This window comes from Streptomyces sp. NPDC002825, assembly GCF_040295385.1.
Classification (GTDB): Bacteria; Actinomycetota; Actinomycetes; order Streptomycetales; family Streptomycetaceae; genus Streptomyces.
Window position 1 is genome coordinate 138,449 of record NZ_JBEOVH010000002.1, and the last position, 24,889, is coordinate 163,337.

Below are 24,889 nucleotides of genomic sequence, written 5' to 3' on the forward strand. Positions count from 1 at the left end.
TCAGTCGATATGGGGGCTGCGGCGTTCGACGAGGACGGTGTCGCGCCAGACGCCGTGGTGGCGGCCGATGCGCTCGCGGGTGCCGATGACCCGGAAGCCCTCCCGTTCGTGCACGGCCAGGCTCGCGGCGTTCTCGGGGAAGATGCCGGACTGGATGGTCCAGATCCCGGCCGCCTCGGTGGAGTCGATGAGCGCCTTGAGCAGGGCGGAGGCGACCCCTCGGCCGCGGGCGTCGGAGTGGACGTAGACGGAGTGCTCGACGACTCCGGCGTACGCGCACCGGTCGGAGACCTTGGTGGCGGCGACCCAGCCGAGGACGCGCCCGGTCTCGTCGAGGGCGGCGAAGCGGTGCTCGGGGAGCTTGGCCGCGTCGAACTCGGCCCAGGTGGGGGCGGTGGTCTCGAAGGTGGCGTTGCCCTCGTCGATTCCAGCCTGGTAGATCGCGACGACCTCGTCGGCGTGCTCCGCGGCCAGCGGGACCACGATGGTGGAGGCGGTCACGCGGCGGCAGCCTTGGTGAGGATCGCGCCCATCGCGGCGAGGACGGCCGGTTCGACACGGTAGTAGACCCAGGTCCCGCGCCGCTCGGAGGAGAGCAGGCCGGCCTCCTTCAGCTTCTTCAGGTGGTGGGAGACGGTCGGCTGCGAGACGCCGACGTCGGAGATGTCGCAGACGCATGCCTCACCGCCCTCGTGCGAGGCGACCGCCGAGAAGAGGCGCAGCCGGACCGGGTCGCCGAGGGCCTTGAACATCTTCGCGGTCCGCTCGGCCTCCTCGGCGTTCAGCGGGCGCTCGGTGAGCGGCGGGCAGCAGGGGGCGACCTCGGGCTCAAGGACCGGCAGCACGGCGACATTCGACATGCATCTATGTTGACACATGTCGAAGCAGCCGCCCAGGGGGTGCTCGGGAAGGCGGTTCATTTCGATGAATGTCTATGTTGACGAGTGTCGATCCAAGTGCCATGCTTGCAGCGCAAGAGATCGACGGATGTCGAAACAAAGGGGAATTGTCGTGAACACCACCGCCACCGACCGGCTGCCCGTCGTGGTCATCGGGGCCGGGCCCGCCGGCCTGGCCGCCGCCGCCCACCTCGTCGAGCGCGGCCTCGAACCGCTGGTCCTGGAGGCCGGGCAGGCGGCTGGTGCGGCGGTACGCGAGTGGGCACACGTCCGTCTCTTCTCCACCTGGGGCGAGGTCACCGATCAGGCCGCCGAGAAGCTCCTGGCCCCCACCGGCTGGGTGAAGCCCGACGCGAAGACCTACCCGTCCGGCGGTGACTGGGCGGAGAAGTACCTCCAGCCGCTTGCCGATGTCCTCGGCGACCGCGTCCGCACCGGCGCCATGGTCACCGGCGTCTCCCTTGCCGGCCGCGACCGGATCGTGGACGCCGACCGCCAGGCCCAGCCGTTCGTCGTCCACGTGACCCACGCCGACGGCCGTGAGGAGCGGCTGTTCGCCCGTGCGGTGATCGACGCCTCCGGCACGTGGTCCACCCCGAGCCCGGCAGGAGCGTCCGGCCTCCCCGCCCTCGGCGAGAAAGCCGCCGCCGACCGCGTCACCTACCGCGTCCCCGACCTCAAGGACCCGTCCGTCCGCGCCCGATACGCGGGCAAGCGCACCGCCGTCATCGGCTCCGGCGCCTCCGCCTTCACCGCCCTCGCCTCCCTCGCCGAGCTGGCCAGGGCAGAGGACGGCGCGGGCACGAAGGCCGTGTGGATCCTGCGCCGGGGCATCTCCGGCTCCACCTTCGGCGGTGGTACGGCCGACCAGCTCCCCGCCCGTGGTGCACTGGGGCTCGCGGCGAAGGAGGCGGTGGACGGGGGCCACGCCGACGCCGTCACCGGTTTCCGTACGGAGGCGATCGAGCGCGAGGGCGACCGCCTGGTCCTCGTGGCCGAGGACGGCCGCCGGCTCGACCCGGTCGACGAGGTCATCGTCCTCACGGGCTTCCGCCCCGACCTCTCCTTCCTCTCCGAGCTCCGCCTCGGCCTCGACGAGCGCCTCCAGGCCCCCGTCGAGCTCGCCCCGCTGATCGACCCCAACCAGCACTCCTGCGGCACCGTCTACCCCCACGGCGTCAACGAGCTCTCCCACCCCGAACAGGGCGTCTACCTGGTCGGCATGAAGTCCTACGGCCGCGCCCCGACCTTCCTCGCCCTCACCGGCTACGAGCAGGTCCGCTCCGTCGTCGCCGCGATCGCCGGCGACCACGAGTCCGCCGAGCGCGTCGAACTCGTCCTCCCGGAGACCGGAGTCTGCGGCGGCGCCGGCGTCTTCGACCAGCCCCAGCCCGACGAGGCGGCCGACGGTGGCGGTTGCTGCACCCCCGCCCCGGCCCTCATCCAGCTCGGCGCCGGCTCCCCGGCCACCTCCGGCGGCTGCTGACCCGCCCCCACCACACACCCACAGCAGGAGGTTCGTCATGACTCGTGTACAGCTCGCCCTGCGCGTCCCCGACCTCTCGGCATCCGTCGCCTTCTACACCAAGCTCTTCGGCACCGAGCCGGCCAAGCTCCGCGACGGCTACGCCAACTTCGCCATCACCGAACCGCCGCTCAAGCTCGTCCTCATCGAGGGCGCCGACGGCGAGGACACCCGCCTGGACCACCTCGGCGTCGAGGTCGACACCACCGACGCCGTCCACGCCGCCACCACCAGGCTGGCCCAGGAAGGCCTCGCCACCACCGAGGAGAACGACACCACCTGCTGCTACGCCCTCCAGGACAAGGTGTGGGTCCACGGCCCCGGCCGCGAGCCGTGGGAGGTGTACGTCGTCAAGGCCGACGCCGACACCCTGGCCAAGCAGCAGGCCGGCACGTGCTGTTCCAACCCGTCCACCGCCGGCGCCCGGGCGAGCGAACCGGCCACCGTCACAACCGGTGGCTGCTGCTGATCGCCAGATGACCCACCTTCACAACCGCGAGGCCGCGACCGGAACCGGGGACCGGTCGCGGCCCCGCGCCGTCCTGCCCGCCCTCTGCGCCACCCAGATCACCAGCTGGGGAAGCGTCTACCACGCCTCGCCGTCCTGAACCCCCAGGTCACCGCCGACACCGGCTGGTCAACCGGCGTCACGACGGCGGCGTTCTCGCTCGCCGGCTGGATCCTGGCCGGACTCGCGGATGATCTGCCGCATGTTGTGGCGGGAGCGGGGGTCCAGGCCGGTCGTGGGCATGTTCTCCTCTCCCGCGATCAGGCCGTCCACCGCGGAGAACAGGCCGGTCATCCCGATCGCCGCCCGGACAGGCTGCGGGCGGCGATGTCGCCGTACCCCGTCGTGGCCCGGATGCTCAGGCCACGAGTGCCGTCGTTCTTCAGGGAGTTGCCGACGCGTCCGTAGGCCGTACCGGCGTCCAGGGAGGCGGAGACCCCGGCGGCGGCGCCGACCGTGATGTCGCCCATCTGGGTGTCCAGGAGGACCGAGCCGCCCAGCGCCTCGGCGATGCGGATGTCGCCGCGCGCGGTGCTGATCTCGGCGGAGCCGGTCAGGCGGCCGACCTCGACGTCGCCGTCGACCGCGGTGAGGCGGAGGGTCGCGGCCTCGTCGATCTTGATCTGCTGGTACGCGCCCTCGAAGGTGACGTCGCCGAGCCGGCCCACGGCGCGGAGTTGGGTGGCGGCGGCCTGGGCCTTGATCGTGGATCCGGCGGGGAGCAGGACCGTCACCTCGATGGAGCCGGCGTGCCCGAGGATCCGGTTCTCCGGCTTCGGGACCTCGATGCGCAGGACGCCGTCGGCGTAGGTGACTTCGGTCTGCTCGGCCGTCTTCACGTCGCGGCTCTTGGAGGGGTCGGCGGGCAGGACCTCGACGGTGGTGTCGGTGCGGTCGGCGGCGATGAGGCGGATGCGGCCGGCGGGGACGGTGAGTACGGCGGAGATCGGGGCGGTGGTGTCGAACTTCTGCCTTCGTCGGTGGCGGGGCGCTTGTTCGTCGTGCTGTTTCCGACGAAAGAAAAGCTACGTTGCGTTCGGAGATCTGGCGAGCACGGCATTGCGTAAAAACCACGTCATTGCAGGTCGGTTGCTTGGTTTCGTTGCATTGGTACTGAATCTAATGCAACGAACCAAACCTGTTGCGTTGCAATGGGTTGGAAGTGAACGCGATGTCGAGGCTATGTGTCACTGCCTGTTGTCCCAGAGGGCCGGGTGGCAGACTGTCCGGCGATCTGCCGAAGGAGCACCTCGTGTCGATGATTCACCGCCTGCGCAGCGCCGTCCGCCGGACGTACCGGCGTGCCGTGGACCTCAGCCACCCGGCGCGGTCGCCGCTCGGCAGCGCGGTGGTCAACTGTGTGGTCTACCGGGACGGTGTACGGCAGGACGGGGTCCGGTCGGTCGAGGAGGCCGTGCGGCGCGTGCGGAAGTCGGGCGACGGGTTCGTGTGGATCGGTCTGCACGAACCGGAGGAGAAGGAGTTCGCGGGTCTTGCCGAGCTGTTCGGGCTGCATCCGCTGGCCGTGGAGGACGCCGTCCACGCCCACCAGCGGCCGAAGCTTGAGCAGTACGACGACGTGCTGTTCGCCGTCTTCAAGACGGTGCGTTACGTGGAGCACGACGAGCTCACCGCCACCAGCGAGGTGGTCGACACCGGCGAGCTGATGGCCTTCACCGGGCCCGATTTCGTCATTACCATCCGCCACGGAGGGCACGGTTCGCTCGGTCCGCTCCGCGAGGCCCTGGAGTCGGAGCCCGAGCAGCTCGCGAAGGGGCCCTCAGTGGTGCTCCACGCGATCGCGGACCACGTCGTCGACGACTACCTCGCCGTCACGGAGGCCGTGCAGGACGACCTCGACGCGATCGAGACCGCGGTCTTCTCCGAGCAGGGCCACCGCAGCGACGTCGGCCGGATCTACCAGCTCAAGCGCGAACTCCTCGAACTCAAGCGGGCCGTGGCGCCCCTGGGCCGGCCGCTCCAGAGGCTGGCGACCGAACCGGTACCGACCGTCGCGGACGAGATACGCGCGTACTTCCGCGACGTGGCCGACCACCTGGCTCGGGTCACCGAGCAGGTCGCCTCGTACGACACGCTCCTGGACTCCATTCTCCAGGCGCACCTCGCGCAGGTGACCGTCGCGCAGAACGAGGACATGCGCAAGATCACCGCCTGGGCCGCGATCATCGCGGTCCCGACGATGGTGTGCGGCGTGTACGGCATGAACTTCGACAACATGCCCGAGCTGCGCTGGACCTACGGCTACCCCCTCGTCCTCGGCGTCATGGCCCTCGCGTGCTTCTTCATCCACCGCGGCTTCCGCCGCAACGGCTGGCTCTGACCTCGCAAGGGGTGTTGCGTGGCTCCCTCGGCAGCGGTCGAGGAGATTCCTGCCGGGGCTGACGCGTGCGGACGCCGTCCCGGGTGCGACTGCTGCAGCTGATCCCGGGCAGGGCGCGGTTGCCCCGTCGACGTCGCGCCCTGGGGGCTCGCCCGGGGGCCACCGTCCCAGACGGTGAAAGAGCGCCGAGCGCATCATGAAGGGAGAGCGCTCGGGCGTGACAAGCCGACAGGAGCCCGTCGATGCCGCGTGGACGATTACGAATCCATCCGGGGGCAGCCAGCCCACGACCACGTCGGCGCCACTCGACCGCAGGCGCTGGCCCTCGTCGTCATCGCACTCGTCGGCGGGCTTGTGCCCGCGCTGATCGCCGCTCTCACAGGTGAGGGAGGACTTCGGCCTGGAGACGGTCAGCCTCCTGGAGGAGGAAACGGAACATCCCGCCGAGCCTCGTTGGCGGGTCGTCGTCGCCGCCGCCGGTGAGGACCCGCCCGCACGCCCGTACGACGCGGACGTGGAAAGCCCCGCCGCCGACGGACTGACTCTGGCCGCGCGGGGCCGGAAACCGAGCGGCGACGACCGGCTCGTCCTCGGCGCGTGCGCCGCACAGCCGGTGATGGCCCACGTGCACGCACGGCTCGCCGCCACCGCGGCCGAGACGGGTCTTTCGCCGAGGCCGAACACCCGGGCCTCCGTCCTCCTCGCCGCGAGCCGTGATCTACGGGCTCCGCTGCGTACCGCCGAGGCAGCCCTCGACCACCTCTTCGCCGACTTGGGCACCCGACCGTCGGCCCCGGAAACGGAGCTGCCGGACGTGATCGCCGACGCGGCGGTGCTCACGCGTGTACTGGCCGTGCCGGCGGCAGAAGCCCTGGGCCACCCGCGTCTGTCGCGCGACCGTACTCGGCCGCTGGCTCTCCCGAATCGCCACTTTCAGTGACGGCCGGCACGGCGGTCCGACGCCCCGGAACCTGCGACACGAGGCAGGGAAGCCGGCGCCTCGTACGCGGCCAGGCCCGACGACACCGACATCCGTGGAACGGAGGATCCCTGACGAACGTGCCGCCGATCTTTCGCTCTCCTTCACGGTGTGTGCGGGCGGTTCGCCCTCGGGCTGGACCGTATGGAAGGGAGGAGCGGCGCACGCGGGTGCGCAGGGGCGCGTGACCTGGACCTCGGCTCGGCTCAGTCGGGTCGGCGTCGATGCCTTGGCCCCGCCCCGCTCACGCGTTCCACGCTGCAGAGGGGTCTCCCGCCTACCTGATGGTTCATCAGGTAGGTCGGTAGCTGGTCAGCATGAGTCCCCGGGCGTTCCGTGGCGGTTGCCCGAACAGGTGCCAGTGCGGCGTGAAAGCGCAGGTGGGAAGCCGCCTCGCCTGACCGGAGCGATGTTCCTCACAAACGTCGGACGGGGGTGTCGGTGTAAGGTCGAGGACGCCCTTGACCTGCAGAAAGCAGGCAGGGAGCTGTCTTCGAGGAGTCCCAAGTGCTGCGTACTCTGTTCAAGTCCAAGATCTAGCATTTGGACGTCTGTGCAGGTCAGGGGCATGATAGAGGCCCCTCAGGTCAGCAAGAGGTCAGCATGCGTCGCAGCCCTGTCTCCGCTTGCTGACCTTCCGCCCTCTGCGCAGCGCCTGTGCATGGTTCATCGCTCCGCTCGGAAGGTTCGACACGTGGCTCGACAGCTCGCCCGCGGCATGGGCTCCTTCTTCAAGGAATGTGACTGCGCCAAGCCCACCCGCTGCCCGCACCCGTACACGATTCGCTTCAGGGACGCGCTCGGCAAGCAGCGCGAGGAGTCCGGGTACGCTACGCAGGACGACGCGATCGAGCGCCTTACGGCGATCTACGCAGAGAAGAAGAATACGGCGCCATCCGTCGCCGAGGCCCGCCGTGAGCTGGGCCAGCAGACGGTCGAGGAATACGCGAAGCAGTGGCGACCGCGGCAGCGCAAGATGACGGAGTACTCCACGGGCGAGCACGTCGATAGCTCAATCAATGTGCACATAGTCCCCCGACTCGGATCACGAAAGCTGAACTCCGTTACGCCGATCGTTGTCGAGCGCTTCCTGGACGAATTGGAGGCCGACAAGGTCGGTCGCGGAAATCAGGTGAATATATTCCGCACCCTCAAGGCCATCTTGCGAGACGCTTATGGCAAGGGCGCCATGGCAGACGACCCGGTGAAGGGGGTCCAGGAGCCGGAGTACGTCCGCGAGAAGGTGGTTATCCCGTCCCTCGCCTATGTGAAGAAGGCGCTGACTGTCGCCGACGAACATCTCGCGCTTGAGATCGTCATGATGGTCGGGTGCGGCCTGCGCAACGGTGAGGCCCGGGCGGTGAACGTCAACAACGTTGTGGCAGACGACGTCTACAGGGTGCACGAGCAGATCCACTCCAACACGCACAAGCCGGCGAAGCTGAAGCACCGCAAGGCGGGCGAGTTCAGGGAGGTTCCGCTCCCACGCTCGGCGAAGGAGGCGTTGGAGCGCTACGAGGAGCAGCACGGCACCACCAAGGACGGCTACCTGCTGCGCGGCCCTAGCGGCTACTACACGGAGCCGATGGAACGCCGTCGCGTGCAGAAACTTTTCAAAGACCTCCCCGCAGAGGACGGCGTCGGAATGTACAGCTTCCGGCACTATTTCGCCTCGAACGCGCTCGGGAGCGGCATACCCATCACCGACGTCGCCGAATGGATGGGACACAAGTCCATCGAGGAGACGTATCGAACCTACCGGCACCTGATGCCGGGGAGCATCACCAAGGCCGCCCGTATTCTGGATGCCGGTCTCTGGGAAGCGGCCTGATTCGTCCCGGACGCGTACCCGCTCCTCAGTCTGGCCGGGCGACCGACGGAGGGGCCACTCCTGTGGGGCGGATCAGTGGGTGGTGGCGGGGTGCAAGCTGCCACGAGCCCAAAGTTTGGCGGTCCAGATGGCCGTCACCGTGTCCGGTCCTGCTCCACAGCGGAGACCCCAGCATGTGGCCGCTGCTCAGCTTGATCGCAGGGCCGCTCAAGGGTCAGCACAGGGCCAACAGAGGTGCTTGTCAGTGGGCGCTGAGAGGATGGGGGAGTGGCAGGTTATGTGTTTGGCTTTGAGGTTCCTCGGGTGTGCAGGGTGCGCGGGGAACGTGCCGCCGCCGAAGATCTGATCCCGCAGGTCGCCGAGGCGTTCCGTGCGGATGATGATCACGTGGTCAGGGAGTCCGGGCGGCTTCGTGAGGGAGCCCTGGCGCTTCCCTCTGTGGTCGCGGCGGCGGGCGCGATGATCGTGCTGGGGGAGCCGGGCGCCGGGAAGACTTCCGTGCTGACACAGCTCACAGATCGGCTGCCCCGCGTCGTTGATGCCTGGGACGGAGACTCCGACGCGTGCCTCTGGGTGACGGGTGGTGACCTCACCGAGCTCTCCTACCAGGAGGAGCTTGGAAACCATCTTGCTTCCTTGCCTCCGGAGGGAGGCGCCACCGGGTGTGGTGGAGTTCTGACGCTAGTCCTGGACCAGGCTGATGAGAGCCCACTCCTGCCGTACCTGCCGAGGCGGTTAAGAAGGTCGCTCAGTGGCCGGGACCTCAGCCGGGTTCGGTTTCTCATGGCCTGCCGCACAGCCGACTACCCGGCGACGCTGACACCTGTGCTGTCCGAGGCTTTCGTTGCATGTCGGCGCGTTGATCTCGCTCCGTTGAGTCGACAGGAGGCTGTGGCGCTGGCTGACAGCGCCGGCGTGCCGGGTGAAGAGTTGGTGGCGGCGGCTGAGGCGGCTGGTGCCGCCGCGCTGGCCAGCGTACCGCTGACCTTGGAACTGCTGGTCATGACCTACCGGGCTGACGGCCAGCTGCACGGGCTGCCAGAAGAGTTGTTCGCTCGCGGTGTGGCACGGCTTGCTGAAGACCCCGACGCTCGCCGGCTTAAGAAGTCCCTGATCACCACGGCCCCGCAGCGCCTGACGGTAGCGGGCCGCGTTGCCGCGTGGATGCTGCTGTCCGGCCACCGCACCGTTTGGCGTGGCGCCACCTTCGAGGCGGGCACATACGACCTGGCGGGCGAGATACTGGCGGGCGGAAAGGAGCGAACCGCTGCTGGTCCGTTCGAGGTGACGCCCCAGGTGGTCGAGGAATGCCTGGCTACCGCGCTGTTCACAGCACCGGACGACGACAGGGTGGCCTTCCGGCACTCTTCCGTAGCGGCCTATCTCGCTGCCCGGTACCTGACCGATCGGAAGATCACGCCGCGGCAGCTGGAAAACCTCTTCCTGATCGGCTCACCGGACGGAGAGACGGCAACAATCCCAGGGCCTCTGCGCGAGACCGCCGCCTGGTTGGTGGCCATGAACCCCTCTGCCAGCAGCTGGCTAGCAACCGCCGATCCGGAAAGCCTGGCGGTTCACAGCGCTCTAGTGCGTTCCGACGAGGTCCGCCGACTGACCGTGAGCAGACTGCTGGAACGTGCAACACAGGTCGAACTGAGCGACACAAGATGGCAGCTCTCTCGCTGGGACCTGCGCCATCCTGGGCTCGCTGACCAGCTCGCCGACGTGCTGGAGACGACCCGCGGTGAAGGTGCAGCCGACTGGCAGACCACAGCGCGAATCCGCCTGGCGATCCGACTGGCTCAGGAGGCCGGCACGGCTCACCCCAAATTGGCTGATGCGCTACTGCGGCTGGTGAGGAACGACGCGTGGCACCAGACGGAACGTCGTCTGGCGGCCCGCGCCGCGTTCACGTGTGACCCAGGCCGTGCCGCGCCTGTCCTGGCAGAGACTCTCGACTCGCTATCCGACCTCTCCTACGCCGAGCGTGTGGACCCCGACCACGAGCTGCGAGGCACCCTGCTGAGCCTGCTCTGGCCGCACCATCTGGACGCCGCGACGATGCTGGCCGCCCTTCGCCCCCCGTCCCCAGACCTATACGGCAACTTCGCCCACTTCTTGAGGAGCATGCCCCAGCAGTGCAGGGACGAGGACCTGCCCGATCTCCTGGCTTGGATACATCGAGCGATCCTCCAGCCGGACCGTGGCTTCGTCTTCACTCATGACCGTTTCGAGATCTCGCTGATCAACGGGGTGATCGATCGCGCGCTCCGGGCCCCGCAAGCGGATCAGCACACGAACACCTTGGCGAAGATCATCATCTGCCTCCTTCGGGACCACCACAAGGTCGAGGTCCCGGACTGCCTGCAACCCGACGAGCACGGGCACGAAACCCAGGAGACCCAGTCACTGCGCAGGCTTCTGACTCAAGCCCTCGTCTCGGAAGCCGTGCGGGCAAACTTCGACCCGCGGGAAGCGGCCTGCCTGATCGCGTACGACTGGGAACGCCGCCCGTCGCTGCGGCTCGACGGACCCTCGGCCCCCGAGCCAGCTACCCGCCACCAGTTGGTGGACCGGAAGGACTTCGCATGGATGCTGGAGCAAACAGCCCAGGCAGCGGCGTCCGGCGACCATGCGCACATCCAGGTCTACGGCGAGCTGGCCTCCTGCACATTTCCTCCTGACGACCACCATGCGTTCGAACTGGCCTATGACGACAAGCACCCGGCATGGCCATATGTGCGTTCCTTCTACGAGGCGATAGCCCTCGACAGTCCTCTCGCTCAGGCGCTCCGCCGCAACCACAGTGCCAGCAAGAAGCATTGGCCGGAAGCAGCGGATTTCATGGCCGAGCAAGTGCGACTCCTCGGTGAGGCTAGGAAGGGGGACAACGACAGTCTGTGGCAGTTCGTATGGAATCTACGCGTGGACCCGCGGACGGGAAGGCTGGTGCAGGACGCATCGGACGCCATGTCAACCTGGCCGGCCGCCGTAGCACTCGACGACGATTTGACGGACCTCCCTGAGCTAGCTCTGCGCTATCTCACAACCGAACACGACCGCGCGGATTCCTGGCTGCCACACTCGCGCCGCAACAAGTGCTCATGGGCCGGGTACGCCCTGCTGACCGAGCTCCACCGAGCAAACCGCCTGCTCGAACTGCCCCCGTCGGTGTGGGCCTCGTGGACCGCCGCGCTTCTGGCCGAGTACCTGGGAATGTCGACGAGCTACATGGAGCCCGAACGGGTGGACCTGCTGCGCCTTGCAGCCCGTCACGCGCCTGAGTCTTTGGCTCTGCGCATCACCCAGGCAGCTCGGGCCGCACTCACGACAGGCCGACAGCCCATCGAACTTAACCCCGTCGACCTACGCTGGGCCACGGAACTGCGCACGGCCGTAGAGCACCTCGCGACTGCACTTTCCACCTGCCTCGGGCTCGTGCCCAACGCGGTGGACAGGGCCGAAGCAGGCGCACCAGCAAGCGAAGACCAGTGGATACGCCTGCCCGAGGGCGATGAGGCACGCGAGGCCGCGCTTTGGACCTGGCACAGCACCCTGGCCTCTCTCCTCACCACCGACAGCAGGACCGTGCTTGGCATCATTGACAGCACCCTCGACGCGCCCGGAGAAACTCCGCTTGCCACACGAGCCGCAGTTCTTGCCGCGCAGGCCCTGCTGACCGCAGACGCTGAGACGTACTGGCCACGTGTCAAGGCATTCGCTGCAACCGACCCGGAGCTCGGCCGCCTACTAGCCGAAGCGTGCGCCAGGACTGAGACGGAGCGAATCCAAAGCTCCCTCAGTGAGACCGGTGTTGTCGACTTGTACCAGTGGCTCAGCGGCTTGTACGACCCCGACGAGGACCGGCCCCTTCGCGGCGCGCGCTGGATCGACGCTGATGAACAAGCCCGAGAGTGGAGAGACCGCCTACTCCCTGAGATAAGCCGACGAGCCACGTCTGAGGCCGTCCATCAACTGCGTCAACTGGCGGCCCGGTACCCCAATCGACTGGCCGTCGCCGCAGCACTCGTCGCGGTGACCAAGCAACATGCTGCTGCGAGCTGGAGTCAAGTGCGCACAGAGGACGTGATACAGCTCCTGCAGGACCCAGCTCGGCGCGTCATCCGCACCACCACAGACCTCTTGGACATGGTGCAGGAGGCCCTTGAGGATATGAGTCAGGACCTTCCCGCACACTGCGAACTGCTATGGGACCGTACACCGGGGAAGACTCCTCGAAAGCCGTCTGCAGACAACCCAACAATCCCCGACGTCTGGCGCCCCAAACCCGAAGCAGCCCTGTGTGCCTACCTCACGCACGAGCTGAGTCTGAGGCTGGCCGGTCACCGCGTCGCGATAAACCGTGAGGTGCTGATCCACCCAACCGATCCATACGGTGCCGGCGACCGCACTGACCTCCTCATCGAGGCGCTGCTCTCACCGGGTGACGACCCCAACATCGCTTCGAGGGAGCCCATAAAACTGGTCATCGAGGTCAAGGGTTCCTGGAACGATGAAGTTCCCACGGCTCAAAAGGAACAGCTGGTGGGCCGGTATCTACCCGAAGCCGGGACGGACGCAGGCATCTACATCGTCGGCTGGTATCCCATCGATCTTTGGACTGCCACAGGGGACAGCCGTAAGACCCAGGCGAGGAAGCTCCAGCCTGACGAGCTGCTGGTCGATCTGCTGGACCAAGCGGCGATCCTCTCCCAGGCAGGCCATGTTCACGTTCGGCCCATGGTGATCAATGTTCCGCGCCCCCACAAGCAGTAGGTCCGATCGCGCAGATCGGTGTACCGCTCCCCAGCTTGGACAGCAGGTAGGGCTCTGCAGAGACTCGATCAGGGCTTCCCAGAGCTTGTCCGCGTTGACACAGATTTGGTTCCCCGAGTTCTTGCCATGCATCAGCGCGAGGCTGGACAACTTCGTCATGAAGTTGTCTACCTGGTGGCGCTGACCTGCATCGATGCGGCTGTGCCCACCCCTGACCTGCGCGGATAGGTCTTTCAGCGTCTTTCGGGATCGTGCTGCGTTACGCGGTCGATTCTCCCCACGCGCTCCCCAGGACCGTCGATACTCCCTAGATTCTCCCCAGGAAGTGACGTTGCGGCGGGCCTGGTGGCACGTGGCGTCATGCCACCGGAGGCGCTGCCAAGGGCACGTTGAGTGACTGTCTGTGAGGGCAGGGCAGAAGCCTGGCGCTGAGCGGATGAGCGCAACGCGTGACTCTGCCTGAGCAGGATTCAAGTTTGAACCCGCTGTCTTTCCGATGCCGCATCATGGTGCGATCGGGAATGTAGATGACCTGCTGGCCGTTGTCGGTCAGCAGCGCGATCATCAACGCTGCCTCGCCGGCATTGAGGTCGATCGCCCAGGTCGTGTCGCTTGATCCGCTTCGACGCGACGGGGGGAGCCGCGCTTTGCGCCGCGAGCGCCCGCACGCCCGCGGCACCGCTGCGGGTGGTCCGAGACTCGAGATTGCACCTGCGCGGATTCCGTGGGTAGCCCGCTGACCTTGCGCAGGAGCGACCCTGCGGGAAGCACGACGTACTCAGGACGGCTTCGGGTGCGAGAGAGGCCGACCGCTGGCGAGGGCGCGCTCCACCGCGTCCCGAGCAGGCTCCTGTCGGGTGAACACATCCTGTCCGATCACTGTGGATTCCCACGCCTGTGCCGGAGATGAGGAGCGGGTCAGCAGCCAGGTGGTCAGCAGTTGTTCCGGGTCCGGTAGGAGCTGTCCGCTCCAACTCGTCAGAGAGCCCACGTCGCCGTGTTCGTTGCGCCAGGCGATGGTCCAGCCGAGAGCGATGCCGTGCCCCGGCTCCGTTGGCCCGCCATGGCGGCCGGTGAGGAGGTATGTGCCGGGTGCGTGTCCCACGGCCGTGAGATACGTCCCGCTGATGCCTCCCACCGGGTCCGATCGCAGGTGCATGCGCGAGCCGAATTCGTTGTACCAGTCGCCGTCGATGATCACGGGGCTCTCCCAACACGTCGATGCTCCAGCAGTCCTGCCGGACATGCACCGGTTCCTGCCTCTCGATCGATTGGACCGTAATGCCGAGAACGTTCCAAGTGGCGCAGACATGCCGATATTGGGAAGCGGGGGGCGCGCCGTTACGGCGAGTGTGGCCTGTCGGCGGCCGCTGACCAGGAGCTCGGCGAGATCCTTGACACACGTCTTTGCTGGGGACGGGGCGTAGGGATCCGTGGGAGGGCCCGGCCTTCAGGATGTCCTGGACCGGTGCGGGCAACACAGGCCCGGGCACCTGCCGCCGAGAGCCGCGTCTGCGTCGCCGTCGGGGCCAGGACGGCCCTGGCGGGCGCAGTCGGCGCGTGCTTTCCTGAAGGTGAGGAGAGGTCCTCCTGGAAGGACGCGGAGGAACGGCCTCGGGCCGTACCGTGCAATCAGGATCCGCGAGAAGCGGATGGGCCCCTCCGCCGTCGTTCCCGTGTCGTGAGGTCCGGGCGGACCGCGATCGGGGCCGACTGGCTCTACCCCGGCTCTTCCTTCCCGTGTGAGCGTGGCAGCGAGGCATCTCGTATCCCGAAAGGCGGTGGGGCCATGGAGACGCCCCTCGTGGTCGGAGTCGACGGTTCCGACGCCAGCCTGACGGCGACGGACTGGGCCGCCGACGAAGCCGTACGCCTGGGGCTCCCGCTGCGTATCGTGCACGCCTCGCGGTGGGAGCGCTACGAAGGCTCCGTACCGGCCTGGAGCCTGAACCGCCCTTCCGGGCAGGTGCTCGCCGAGAACATCGCCGCCACCGCGGCCGAACGCGCCCTGCGTCGCGCCCCGGGCCTGAAGATCACGACGGACGTCCTCGCCGAGGACGCGGCGAGCGCTCTGCTCAGGGAAGGACGCACGGCCGAGGCGATCGTCGTCGGATCCCGGGGCCGCAGCGAACTCGCCGACCTCCTGCTCGGCTCCGTCGGGCTCATCGTGGCGGCCCGCTCCGAGGGTCCCGTCATCGTCGTGCGCGGCCACCGGCACGCCCTGGAGGCGCGCCACGGCAGCATCCTGCTCGGCATCGGCGAGTACGACGTGGACTCGCCCGCCGTCCGTTTCGCATTCCGCGAGGCCGCTCTCCGGCGGGCCGAACTCGACGTCGTCAGCGCCTGGAGGCGCCCGGCCCACAAACCGGTCGACCATCCCTTGCTCACGGGCGACGCCTCGCACCACGAGGAGCAGCAGGCGACCGCGCTCCTCGACAAGGCCGTGGAGGCCGCTGCCCGGGCCTGTCCGGAGGTGCGGCTGCGGCGCACCACGGTCGAGGGCCCGGCGTACAAGACGCTCGTCGAGCGGTCGGCGGCGGCCGACCTGCTGGTCGTCGGAGCACGGCGCCGCGAGGGCCACCTCGGCATGGAGCTGGGCCGGGTCGCCCACCGGGCCCTGCACCACGCCGCCTGCCCGGTCGCCGTCGTCCCGCAGCGCCACCGAGCTCCGACCGGGGGTGAACGGTGATGACCGGCGCCACTCCGCACGCTCGCGGCGACATCGGCCGCCGGGTCGCCGCCCGGCGTGAGACGCTCGGCCTGACCAGGGAAGAGGTGGCGGAACGCGCCGGTTCGGCACCGAGCTACATCCAGTACGTGGAGGAGCGCGTGGCCACGCCTGGCATCGCCTTCATGACCCGCCTGGCCAATGCCCTGGAGTGCACCGTCCAGGACCTGACCGGGTACACGACCGGACCGCCGGACGGGACCGGCCGGGCAGGACGCGATGCCCGGCTCACCGAGCTGGACGAGCCGGAGTGCCGGCGCCTGCTCGGCACCCACGGCGTCGGGCGGATCGTCTTCGTCACCGAGGAGGGGCCCGTGGCCTTCCCCGTCAACTACCAGATCGATCACGGGGAGGTCGTCTTCATGACGGCGCCGGACGCGGCAGTGGTCGGTACGGCCGGGACGGATATCGCCTTCGAGACCGACCACGTGGACGAGGCTTTCAGCCAGGGCTGGAGCGTGCTCGTCGTGGGGCGGGTCCGCCGCGTCACCGAACCGTTCGCCACCCGGCGGCTGCAGAACGCGATGCACACGGGGCCGTGGGCGGGGGAGGGGCGGGACGTGGTCATGGTCCTGACGCCGCGCCGTGTCACCGGCCGGCGCGTCGTCGTCGAGGGCGCTCCCGGAGTCGAGGGCCATCCGGACGGCCCGGCGTAGACGGCCCGGCGCGGCCGGGTCAGTGATCGCCGCGTAGTCGTACGCGGCGGTAGCGTTCGACTGCGCGGGAAGCGCAGCGGGCGGTTGCGGCGGGCCCTCGCCGAAGGCGAAACCGAGCAGCGGCTCGCAGGGCTCCACGCCCATTACGATCTCGCAGGGCGGGCGCGTCTGCGCGCCGACGCGCACCAGGACGCAGGGCTGTACGCCCCGGCCCACGACGGCCACCAACACGGAGCCGATGAAGAAGCCGACGACCTCGTCGAGCCCATGGGAGCCGGGGACTGGCAGATCGGCGTCGTTCACCAGGTCGGTCAACTCCTCGGCCTCCCTGCCCTCGGCTGATCGGTGCTCACCTCAAGATCATGGTGGGCGGCGCGCGCAGGACCGTGGTCCGTGCGGCCCGGTCCGCTGCGGCGGTGCCAGCGAGCCTCCGGGACCGACGACGACCTGGGCTGCCATGGCGGGCTTCCCTGCGGGGGCGTCCGGGGCCGCTCCGCGAGGAGAGGGCCGGGAGGGCTCGAAGGGGACCGAAGGGCCCATTCGCGGGTGTGCCGGAGTGGTGCCAGCGTGGAAGGTGCCGCACCTGGGGCGTACGTATCTCCCGGCCCTGGGACGTACTGCCGAGGAGGAGCGATGAGCAGTGACTTTCCCGTCCGTCCGGAGCTCGGCACCGTCGTCGTGGGGGTCGACGGTTCCCCGTCGGCCCGGTCGGCCGCCCTGTGGGCCGCTGATGAGGCGGCGCGGCGCGGCCGGTCCCTGTACCTCGTGCACGCCGCCGATACCGACCGGCGCGCCCTGTTCGTCCGTGCGGAGACTCTCCAAGCGATACGGGAGGCGGGCCGCGACCTGCTCGACGAAACGGCCGCCGCAGTCGAGAAAGATCACCCCGATCTGACCGTGGTCAAGGAACTCAGCAAACTGGAGCCGGTGGCCGGACTCACCTCCACCGCCGGCCACAAGGGCACGATCGTGGTGGGAAACCGGGGCCTCGGAGGGTTTGCCGCGCTGATGCTCGGTTCGGTCGGACTGGGTGTCGCCGCTCGCGCCACCGTTCCGGTGATCGTCGTGCGCGACCACGGGGACCGGCCGGAGACGGGCACGGTCACCGCCGCCGTGCACGGCGCCTCGGACCTGAAGTGGCTGCGCGTCGCGGCGGCCGAGGCCGAGACACGCAAAGCCTCACTGAGACTGCTGAGCGTGTGGAACGTGCTCACCCACGTCGGCAGCGTCGCCACCATGCTCGACGACCTGGACGGGATCGCCCGGACACGGGTCCAGGAGGTGAGGGAGATCGCCGATCTCCTCAGGCACGACTACCCGGAACTTGACATCAGCCACCACGTCGAGACGGGCACCAGCACCCCGGGCATCCTGATCGACGCCAGCGCCCACGCGGACCTTCTCGTGTTGGGCGCCGAGCACCGTGCCCTGGGCGCGACACCGGCCCTCGGACGCGTCGCACACGTCGTCCTGCACCACGCCCACTGCCCCGTCCAGATCGTCCCGTCCGGCTTCACGGACGGGGAGCGCCGGGAGGAGCAGTGAACGAGATCGTGCATGGAGTCGATCCGCGCGATCCGTCGATCCCCGCGCTCACCTGGGCCGCCGATGAAGCCGTACGCCGCGGACTGCGGCTGCACCTTGTCGCTGCCGTGCCCCCGGCCCACGACCGACTGCGTTACGACGGCAGCGGTCACCTGAGCACACTGCGACTCCGGGCCGAGTCGGCGCTCGCCAACGCCGAGGACCTGGTGCGCGAACTGCGCCCCGGGCCGCCGACCCAGGCGGAACTCGCCGACGGGACCCCAGCGGAGGTCCTCACCGCCAGGACGCCGCACGCCGATCTGGCCGTGGTCGGCTCACGGCACCTCGGCCGGGTCGCCGAGGTCCTCAGCGAGGGGTCTGTGATCGTCCCGCTCACCGCGCGCGCCGAATGTCCCGTCGTCGTGGTCGGGGCACCGGCGCACCCCGCCGTCCACCCGCCGTTCCTCGTCGTCGGCGTGGACGGCAGTAGCGGCTGCCGGGCGGCCGTCGCCTTCGCCGTGGCGGAGGCGAGCCTGCGCGAGGCACGACTGCGGGCCCTCTGGGTCTGGCCCCGCCCGCTCCTCTCCCACGACGATGTCGCCCAGGGGCTGTCCGAACGACGCCGGCTGCTCGCCGAGTCGGTGGCGGGTTGGGCCGAGCGGTACCCGGACGTCGACATCGAGCAGGAGATCGTGCGCGGCCACCCCGTCGAGGAGCTCACCCGCGCCTCCCGGGAAGCCCTTGCGCTCGTCGTCGGCCGAAGGGGCCATGGCGGCGACTCCGCCATTGGGCTCGGCTCCACGGTCCGCGGGCTCCTGCACAGAGCGGCCTGCCCCGTCATCACCGTCCCACCGCCCCGGGCGACAGGGACGGTCGGCACCGCGCACGGGGCCGACCGGGCCCAGCCGCGCACGGACCGCCCGGCCCCTGCTGGTTGATCCCCTCGGCACTGGGGCAGCCCCCTATCCGGCGGGAGTGTGGGAGGACAACAGCCCTCGGACTGCGGTCCGGGCCCCGGAGAGGTGAGGACGATGCAGCAGATCCGGATCAGCCGTCGGCCCCAGCCGCCCCGTCGGCCCCGCCCCCTCGATCTGCGGACGCCGTCCGGTCGCCCGCTCCCGTACTGAGGCCCCGGCCAGAGCCGTGGAGGACATCGTGAGCGCCATCAGTGAATCGGAGTCCAGGGTTGTGCCCTTCACCGTGCTCGGCCGCAAGGATGTCGGCCGGGTCGGCGGCAAGAACGCCTCCCTGGGGGAGCTGACCACCCGGCTCGGCGCGGCGGGCATCCGTGTACCACCGGGCTTCGCCACCACCGCCGAGGCGTACCGTGAGCTGCTCGCCGGCCACGGGCTGCGCGAGGCGATCGAGGAACAGACAGGACGCCTGCACGACGGCGCACCGCTCGAAGAGGTCGGCGCCGGCATCCGCTCCCTCCTCCTCGCCGAACCACTGCCCGAACCCCTGCGGGACGAGATCGTCGGCGCCTACCGGCGACTGGCCGAGGAATGCGGCCGGACCGATCCCGACGTGGCGGTCCGCTCCAGCGCCACCGCCGAGGACCTGCCCGAGGCGAGCTTCGCCGGCCAGCAGGAGACGTACCTCAACGTGCGCGGCGCCGACCAGCTCCTGGACGCGTGCCGGCGCTGCTACGCCTCCCTCTTCACCGACCGGGCCATCGACTACCGCGAACGCATGGGCTACGACCACCTCACCGTCGCCCTCTCGATCGGCGTCCAGCTCATGGTCCGCTCCGACCTCGCCGGCGCCGGCGTCGCCTTCACCCTCGATCCGGAGAGCGGCTTCCCGGACGTCATCGTCGTCAGCGCGGCCTGGGGCCTGGGGGAGACCGTCGTCAGCGGCCAGGTCGACCCCGACGAGTACACCGTCTTCAAGCCGAGCCTCAAGGACCCCGCGCTCGATCCACTCATCGACCTGCGGATCGGGGCGAAGCGCCTCAAGGCCGTCTACGCCGAGGACGGTCTGACCCGGACCGTCGACACCCCCGACGCAGAACGCGGCGCACGCGTCCTCGACGACGCCGAGGTACGTGTCCTGGCCGAGTGGGCCGCGGCCGTCGAGCAGCACTACGACTGCCCCATGGACCTCGAATGGGCCAAGGACGGCCTCACCGGCGAGCTCTGGATCGTCCAGGCCCGCCCCGAGACCGTTCAGTCCCGCCGCCGCGCCACGACACTGCGCCGCTGCCGCCTGACCGCCACCCCCGTGCCCAGCCCGCTCGTCGAGGGCATCGCCGTCGGCGAGGCGATCGGACAGGGCCCGGTGGTCGCGCTCGACGCGCCCGTCGACCTCGACCGCTTCCCGCCCGGCGGCGTCCTCGTCACCCCCGTCACCGACCCCGACTGGGAACCCGTGATGAAACGGGCCTCCGCGATCGTCACCGACCACGGCGGCCGCACCTCGCACGCCGCCATCGTCAGCCGCGAACTCGGCGTCCCCGCCGTCGTCGGCACCGGAGACGGCACGCGTCTCCTGCGCGACGGCATGCCGGTGACGGTCTCGTGCGCCGAGGGCGAGCGGGGCCGGGTGTACGAGGGATCACTGCCGTACGAGGAGACCCAGACCGACCTCGCGGACCTGCCCGCCACCCGGACGCACGTCATGCTCAACCTGGCCGATCCGTCGGCCGCGTTCCGCTGGTGGCGGCTGCCCGCGGACGGCGTGGGCCTCGCCCGGCTGGAGTTCATCGTCGCCCACCAGGTGAAGGTCCACCCGATGGCGCTGCTGCACCCCGAACGACTCGACGCCGACGACCGGCACGTGATCGAACGCCTCACCGAGGGCTACCCCGACCCCCGGCAGTACTTCGTCGACCGGCTCGCCCGGGGCATCGCCCGGATCGCCGCCTCCCGCTGGCCCGCCCCCGTCATCGTGCGCACCAGCGACTTCAAGACCAACGAGTACGCCAAACTCCTCGGCGGCCGCCCCTTCGAACCCGACGAGGCCAACCCCATGATCGGCTGGCGCGGCGCGAGCCGGTACTACAGCCCGGGCTACCGCGAGGGCTTCGCCCTCGAATGCCGGGCACTGCGGCGGGTACGCGACGAGATGGGCCTGACCAACGTCGTCGTCATGATCCCGTTCTGCCGCACCCTCGGCGAGGCCGACCGGGTACTCGGGGTGATGGCGGAAGAAGGGCTCGTACGCGGCGAGAACGGACTCCACGTCTACGTCATGGCGGAGATACCGGCCAACATCATCCTCGCCGAGGAGTTCGCGGTGCGATTCGACGGCTTCTCGATCGGCAGCAACGACCTCACCCAGCTCACTCTCGGCGTCGACCGCGACTCCGAGGCCCTCGCCGATGTCTTCGACGAGCGGGACCCCGCCGTCGTCCGCAGTATCGGGCTCCTCGCCGCACGTGCCCACGCGGCCGACCGGCCGGTCGGCCTCTGCGGGCAGCGCCCCAGCGACGACCCTGGATTCACTGCGCTCCTTGTCCGCGCCCGACTGGATTCGATCTCGGTGGCACCCGACAGCTTCCCCACCGTGAAACGGACCGTGGCTGAGGCGGAGTCCGCCCTCGACGACGCCGTCGCGGCCACGTCGTACGGAGATCCCCGGTGACCGGGCCCCGCAGAGTCCCGGTCGGCGTTCCCGCTCAGTGACGTCTGCGGCGGCCTCGTACGCGCGATGCCGCGACTGGTCGCCGACGTGACGTGGGCCGATCGCCCCCGTCCCAGGTGCGGGGGAACGCGCTGCCGAAGAACCGAGGCGGGCCGGGGACTCCACCCTCTGCATCGGCTGGCTCCGGCTCGCCTGGGTGCATCGCGCCCCCGCCGCCCCAGGGCGCCGAGTGCGCTCACCAGACACCCCTGGGCACCGTGGTCATGAACGACGGTCCTCCGCGACAGTGACAGCGCGCCCCGTCGCCGCCTCAGTCCTCGTACCGCAGCCGGTCGACGACACCCGCGACGCCGTCCACGCTGCCGCAGAGCCGCATGACGACCGGTCCCAGACCGCGGCGCGGCAGAACGCCGCTGAGGGTCACCACGCCGTCGGCGACCTCGACGTTCACTGCGGAGGCAGGCAGACCCAGGGTGTGGGTGAGGACGTCTTCGACGATCTCCTCCTGGATCGCACGATCGCGGCGCAGGAAGAGCTGGACCAGGTCGCTACGGCTCAGAACCCCCACGACCGCTCCCTCCTCGTCCACGACCGGCAGCCGCTTGACGCCCTGCCGGTCCATGACCCGGACCGCGCGCACCACGCTCCACTCGGGCCGGGCCACCACGGCAGGGCTCGTCATGAGTTCCCCGGCGGTGCTTGCCCCTCCGCCGTCCGCCTGGCGGCGCACGAGATCGCGTTCGGAGACCACGCCGAGCGGATGGTTCGCCTCGGTGACGACGCACACGGCGGTGATGTCGAACTCGTCGAGCAGCCGGGCGATCTCCTTCACGGAAGCGTCGGGACGAACGCTCACTGAAGTGGGGGTCATCAGATCGGCGACGCTGCGGTGCCTCATGACGTTTCACTCCCGGTCGTGGCGGCGATGCGCCGCCTCACCTCATCCGTCAGGGCCGCCAGACGTGGTGACACGGAGGCCACCGGCGCCTCCGGCCCGTCGATGCGGCGTGCCGCCTCCGGTACCTGTTTGAGGTCCGTCTCGAAACGGGCGCGCGTGGAGGCGAGGGAGGGGCGCGGCCCGATCCGGCGACCGTTCCGCATCACGGTGTGCAGCAATGGTTCCGCGCCGGCCGGGACCGGCTCGTCGCGCAGTCCGATGACGTCCACGAGGTCCGGCTGGCGGAAGACCTGCTTGGGTGCGGGGGCCGTGACCTTGCGAGATGACAGCTTCATGACCGGCCGTCCGTCGTACGCGACGAGCTTGTAGGCCGCGTCGAGGTACGGGGCGTCGGCCGACACTCCCACCTTCGTGCCGACGGCGTACACGTCGATCGGTGCCCCGGACCGTACGAGCGCGTCGACCGCGTACTCGTCGAGGCCGCCGCTGGCGATGATCCGCACCCGCGGCAGTCCCGCCTCGTCGAGGAGGGCGCGGGCGCGCCGCGCGAGCATGCCGAGGTCACCGCTGTCGAGGCGGATCGCGCATCCGTCCGCAGCGCCCAGCTCGTTCAGGACGCGCGCGGCGGTCCGGGTGCCCCGCTCGGTGTCGTACGTGTCGACGAGCAGCGTGACGGGCCCCGGGTGTGCCCGGGCGAAGGCACGGAAGGCGTCGAGCTCGGTCGGGAACGCCTCGACGTAGGAGTGCGCCATCGTGCCGGACGCCGGGATTCCGTACCGGACGGCAGCGGCCACATTGCTCGTGCCCGCGAACCCCACCAGCGCTCCGAGCCGAGCGGAGGCGAGGCCGGCCTGCGGACCGTGGCTGCGGCGCAGCGAGAAGTCGATCACCGGACGTCCCGCGGCCGCGAGCACACAGCGAGCGGCCTTCGAGGCGACCGCGGTCTGGTGACAGACGAGCGAGAGCAGGTAGGTCTCGACGAGCTGCGCCTGCGGAAGCGATGCGGTCACCTCCAGGAGCGGCTCGCCGGCGAGGACGGCCCTTCCCTCCGGTACGGCCCGCACCTCGCCGTCGAAACGAAGTCCGACAAGCGGTTGCAGGTCCTGCTCCCGGCGGTGCAGCACCTCGGCGAAGTCCCTGACGTCCGCCGGACCGACCGTGAAGCCGGAGAGGTAGTCGAGCGCGGGCTCCAGACCGGCGGCGACGAGAAACCCCCGCTCCGGTGGCAGATCCCGTACGAAGAGGCTGAACGTGGCAGGGGATCGCATGCCCTCGCGGAGGTAGGAGAGGGCCATGGTGACCTCGTAGAGGTCGGTGGTCGTCACGTTCGACACGCCACTCAGCTCCCGTCGTGTCCGTACGCTGCGGGGCGACACCACGCATGACGTCCACGACGTCTTCCACCGGTGCCCCCTGCGGTTGCCCCTCCAACCCGGCCGACCGCAGGAGGACATCGCCCAAGCCAAGTCGGGGGCCTCGACGAGTGAGGGACGAGCGAGGTCACCGGCGCCGCATCGGGACGGTGGAATGGCATGGCGCTCCGTCTTCTCTCCGGTGGTCGGTTGGTTGGGGAACCAGAGAGGCGCTACCTGACCTTCACGTTCCGCGCGGCGGCTGTCACCGGAACAGGGTCGAACGGTCCTGAGGTGGGGCCGAACGGCGCCGGGCTGGCTGGCGTCGCTTACGGGTGTGGCGCGCTGGTCCATGAAATGACCGTTCGCGGCGCCGACGTTCCGGCGGGTGCCGCGGCCTGACGCACCTCACCGAGCGCGCGGCAGACCTTGGGGTTAGCCATCGGCGTCGCTGAGGAAGTCGTCCGGCCACGGCAGGAGCGGAGGATGTCGCTACGGTGACTTTCGGTGTCGGAGCGGTTGCGCATCATGGGCGTGCTCGTGTTCGTGTGCCTGGGCGGCGATCACCGCGGCTTGTACGCGCCGCTCGACGCCCAGTTTGCCGAGGAGACGGGAGATGTGGTTCTTGACCGTCTTCTCCGACAGATACAGACGCTTGGCGATCTCATGATTGGTGAGTCCCTCGCCGACCAGGTCGAGCACGGCATGTTCGCGCTCCGTCAGCACCGTCGTGCGTTCGTCCTCCGGCGGCTTCCCGGCCTGAGGGTCGCGCAGAGTGCTCATGAGCCGGGCCGTGGTGGCCGGATCCAGCATCGACGCGCCCGTGGCCACTGTCCGTATCGCCGCGACCAGGTCGGAGCCCTTGATGCGCTTGAGGACGTAGCCGGCGGCCCCCGCCATGATCGCGTCCAGCAGAGCCTCCTCGTCGTCGAACGAGGTCAGCATCAGACAGGCGACCTCCGGTACCTGTGACCGCAACTCGCGGCACACTGTGATGCCGTTCCCGTCCGGCAGCCGTACGTCGAGAACGGCGACGTCGGGTCGCAGCGCCGGCCCGCGGGCCAGGGCCTCTTCGGCCGACGACGCGTCCCCGACTACCACCATGTCCGGCTCGTCGTTGATCAGATCACGCACGCCTCGGAGTACGACCTCATGGTCGTCCAGGAGGAAGACCCGGGTGGGTGGCGTGGGCGCCTCGGTCATGCCGGACCCCAGTCGACGGACGGATGGGAACCTGTGCCCCGATTGTCTCAGGAGTATCGATCGCGCACACGGTGGAAGCAGCCG

The 24,889-nt window shown here is 69.4% G+C and carries 19 protein-coding genes and 1 pseudogene; 12 read left to right on the top strand and 8 right to left on the bottom strand.

Annotated elements, in window-relative coordinates; all coding sequences use genetic code 11:
• Together ABT041_RS03025 and ABT041_RS03030 are read right to left on the bottom strand one after the other, a co-directional pair.
• Complete coding sequence (locus ABT041_RS03025; protein ID WP_351178016.1) at positions 1-501, bottom strand: GNAT family N-acetyltransferase; 501 nt, start codon at positions 499-501, stop codon at positions 1-3.
• Positions 498-860 (bottom strand): ArsR/SmtB family transcription factor, encoded by a 363-nt coding sequence (locus tag ABT041_RS03030; RefSeq protein WP_351178019.1) that lies wholly within the window; start codon positions 858-860, stop codon positions 498-500. Before ABT041_RS03030 ends, ABT041_RS03025 begins: the two co-directional genes overlap by 4 nt.
• 127 nt (positions 861-987) lie before the next feature.
• On the opposite strand from ABT041_RS03030, the gene ABT041_RS03035 reads away from it, so the two are divergent.
• From ABT041_RS03035 to ABT041_RS03045, 3 genes and pseudogenes are all read left to right on the top strand, one after another.
• A complete protein-coding gene (locus ABT041_RS03035) occupies positions 988-2,385 on the top strand; it encodes an FAD-dependent oxidoreductase (RefSeq protein ID WP_502976344.1) in 1,398 nt (465 codons plus the stop codon).
• A 37-nt stretch (positions 2,386-2,422) separates the two neighbouring features.
• A complete protein-coding gene (locus ABT041_RS03040; RefSeq protein WP_351178025.1) occupies positions 2,423-2,893 on the top strand; it encodes an ArsI/CadI family heavy metal resistance metalloenzyme in 471 nt (156 codons plus the stop codon).
• Positions 2,894-2,900: 7 nt separating this feature from the next.
• Positions 2,901-3,101: pseudogene (locus ABT041_RS03045) on the top strand (MFS transporter); the annotation flags it as partial.
• Here ABT041_RS03045 and ABT041_RS03050 read toward each other — a convergent pair.
• Positions 3,062-3,226, bottom strand: coding sequence for a hypothetical protein (locus ABT041_RS03050; protein WP_351178031.1), 165 nt, complete (start codon positions 3,224-3,226; stop codon positions 3,062-3,064). The pseudogene ABT041_RS03045 and the gene ABT041_RS03050 overlap by 40 nt on opposite strands.
• Positions 3,223-3,879, bottom strand: coding sequence for a DUF4097 family beta strand repeat-containing protein (locus tag ABT041_RS03055; RefSeq protein ID WP_351178824.1), 657 nt, complete (start codon positions 3,877-3,879; stop codon positions 3,223-3,225). The genes ABT041_RS03050 and ABT041_RS03055 overlap by 4 nt, the downstream gene beginning before the upstream one ends.
• A gap of 311 nt (positions 3,880-4,190) precedes the next feature.
• On the opposite strand from ABT041_RS03055, the gene corA reads away from it, so the two are divergent.
• The 4 genes from corA to ABT041_RS03075 all read left to right on the top strand — a co-directional run bounded on the left by corA (position 4,191) and on the right by ABT041_RS03075 (position 12,859).
• Positions 4,191-5,273 carry a magnesium/cobalt transporter CorA gene (corA, locus tag ABT041_RS03060; RefSeq protein WP_351178827.1) on the top strand — a complete coding sequence of 361 codons (1,083 nt, stop codon included), beginning with the start codon at positions 4,191-4,193 and terminating at the stop codon, positions 5,271-5,273.
• Between the two features lie 382 nt (positions 5,274-5,655).
• Positions 5,656-6,213, top strand: a complete 558-nt coding sequence (locus ABT041_RS03065; protein WP_351178034.1) for a hypothetical protein — start codon at positions 5,656-5,658, stop codon at positions 6,211-6,213.
• A 757-nt stretch (positions 6,214-6,970) separates the two neighbouring features.
• Positions 6,971-8,083 (top strand): tyrosine-type recombinase/integrase, encoded by a 1,113-nt coding sequence (locus ABT041_RS03070; RefSeq protein WP_502976362.1) that lies wholly within the window; start codon positions 6,971-6,973, stop codon positions 8,081-8,083.
• A 267-nt stretch (positions 8,084-8,350) separates the two neighbouring features.
• Entirely contained in the window at positions 8,351-12,859 is a 4,509-nt protein-coding gene (locus ABT041_RS03075; RefSeq protein ID WP_351178040.1) for a hypothetical protein, read from the top strand.
• Positions 12,860-13,637: 778 nt separating this feature from the next.
• Here the strand turns inward: ABT041_RS03075 and ABT041_RS03080 are convergent.
• Positions 13,638-14,060 (bottom strand): avidin/streptavidin family protein, encoded by a 423-nt coding sequence (locus ABT041_RS03080; protein ID WP_351178043.1) that lies wholly within the window; start codon positions 14,058-14,060, stop codon positions 13,638-13,640.
• A 588-nt stretch (positions 14,061-14,648) separates the two neighbouring features.
• Here ABT041_RS03080 and ABT041_RS03085 point away from each other — a divergent pair.
• The 5 genes from ABT041_RS03085 (at position 14,649) to ppsA (ending at position 21,352) form a co-directional block, all read left to right on the top strand.
• Positions 14,649-15,548: a universal stress protein gene (locus tag ABT041_RS03085; protein WP_351178046.1), complete on the top strand. Its 900-nt coding sequence runs from the start codon at positions 14,649-14,651 to the stop codon at positions 15,546-15,548.
• Positions 15,548-16,243, top strand: coding sequence for a helix-turn-helix domain-containing protein (locus ABT041_RS03090; RefSeq protein WP_351178049.1), 696 nt, complete (start codon positions 15,548-15,550; stop codon positions 16,241-16,243). Before ABT041_RS03085 ends, ABT041_RS03090 begins: the two co-directional genes overlap by 1 nt.
• Before the next feature lie 633 nt (positions 16,244-16,876).
• The gene (locus ABT041_RS03095) at positions 16,877-17,788 is read left to right on the top strand and encodes a universal stress protein (protein ID WP_351178052.1); all 912 of its coding nucleotides are present in this window, start codon (positions 16,877-16,879) and stop codon (positions 17,786-17,788) included.
• Positions 17,785-18,705, top strand: a complete 921-nt coding sequence (locus ABT041_RS03100) for a universal stress protein (protein WP_351178055.1) — start codon at positions 17,785-17,787, stop codon at positions 18,703-18,705. The genes ABT041_RS03095 and ABT041_RS03100 overlap by 4 nt, the downstream gene beginning before the upstream one ends.
• A 217-nt stretch (positions 18,706-18,922) precedes the next feature.
• Positions 18,923-21,352 carry a phosphoenolpyruvate synthase gene (gene ppsA / locus ABT041_RS03105; protein WP_351178058.1) on the top strand — a complete coding sequence of 810 codons (2,430 nt, stop codon included), beginning with the start codon at positions 18,923-18,925 and terminating at the stop codon, positions 21,350-21,352.
• Positions 21,353-21,662: 310 nt separating this feature from the next.
• On the opposite strand, the gene ABT041_RS03110 is transcribed toward ppsA, so the two are convergent.
• From ABT041_RS03110 to ABT041_RS03120, 3 genes are all read right to left on the bottom strand, one after another.
• On the bottom strand, positions 21,663-22,250 hold the full coding sequence (locus ABT041_RS03110; protein ID WP_351178061.1) for a CBS domain-containing protein: 588 nt from the start codon (positions 22,248-22,250) through the stop codon (positions 21,663-21,665).
• Positions 22,247-23,584 carry a nicotinate phosphoribosyltransferase gene (locus tag ABT041_RS03115; RefSeq protein WP_351178064.1) on the bottom strand — a complete coding sequence of 446 codons (1,338 nt, stop codon included), beginning with the start codon at positions 23,582-23,584 and terminating at the stop codon, positions 22,247-22,249. The genes ABT041_RS03110 and ABT041_RS03115 overlap by 4 nt, the downstream gene beginning before the upstream one ends.
• A gap of 510 nt (positions 23,585-24,094) precedes the next feature.
• A complete protein-coding gene (locus ABT041_RS03120) occupies positions 24,095-24,805 on the bottom strand; it encodes a response regulator (RefSeq protein WP_351178067.1) in 711 nt (236 codons plus the stop codon).
• Positions 24,806-24,889: the final 84 nt, after the last annotated feature.

Coding starts and splice junctions, on each gene's coding strand:
- ABT041_RS03030 (WP_351178019.1), bottom strand. CDS start 860: ATGTCGAATGTCGCCGTGCTGCCGGTCCTTGAGCCCGAGGTCGCCCCC.
- ABT041_RS03035 (WP_502976344.1), top strand. CDS start 988: ATGTCGAAACAAAGGGGAATTGTCGTGAACACCACCGCCACCGACCGG.
- ABT041_RS03040 (WP_351178025.1), top strand. CDS start 2,423: ATGACTCGTGTACAGCTCGCCCTGCGCGTCCCCGACCTCTCGGCATCC.
- ABT041_RS03050 (WP_351178031.1), bottom strand. CDS start 3,226: ATGACCGGCCTGTTCTCCGCGGTGGACGGCCTGATCGCGGGAGAGGAG.
- corA (WP_351178827.1), top strand. CDS start 4,191: ATGATTCACCGCCTGCGCAGCGCCGTCCGCCGGACGTACCGGCGTGCC.
- ABT041_RS03070 (WP_502976362.1), top strand. CDS start 6,971: ATGGGCTCCTTCTTCAAGGAATGTGACTGCGCCAAGCCCACCCGCTGC.
- ABT041_RS03085 (WP_351178046.1), top strand. CDS start 14,649: ATGGAGACGCCCCTCGTGGTCGGAGTCGACGGTTCCGACGCCAGCCTG.
- ABT041_RS03090 (WP_351178049.1), top strand. CDS start 15,548: ATGACCGGCGCCACTCCGCACGCTCGCGGCGACATCGGCCGCCGGGTC.
- ABT041_RS03095 (WP_351178052.1), top strand. CDS start 16,877: ATGAGCAGTGACTTTCCCGTCCGTCCGGAGCTCGGCACCGTCGTCGTG.
- ABT041_RS03110 (WP_351178061.1), bottom strand. CDS start 22,250: ATGAGGCACCGCAGCGTCGCCGATCTGATGACCCCCACTTCAGTGAGC.
- ABT041_RS03120 (WP_351178067.1), bottom strand. CDS start 24,805: ATGACCGAGGCGCCCACGCCACCCACCCGGGTCTTCCTCCTGGACGAC.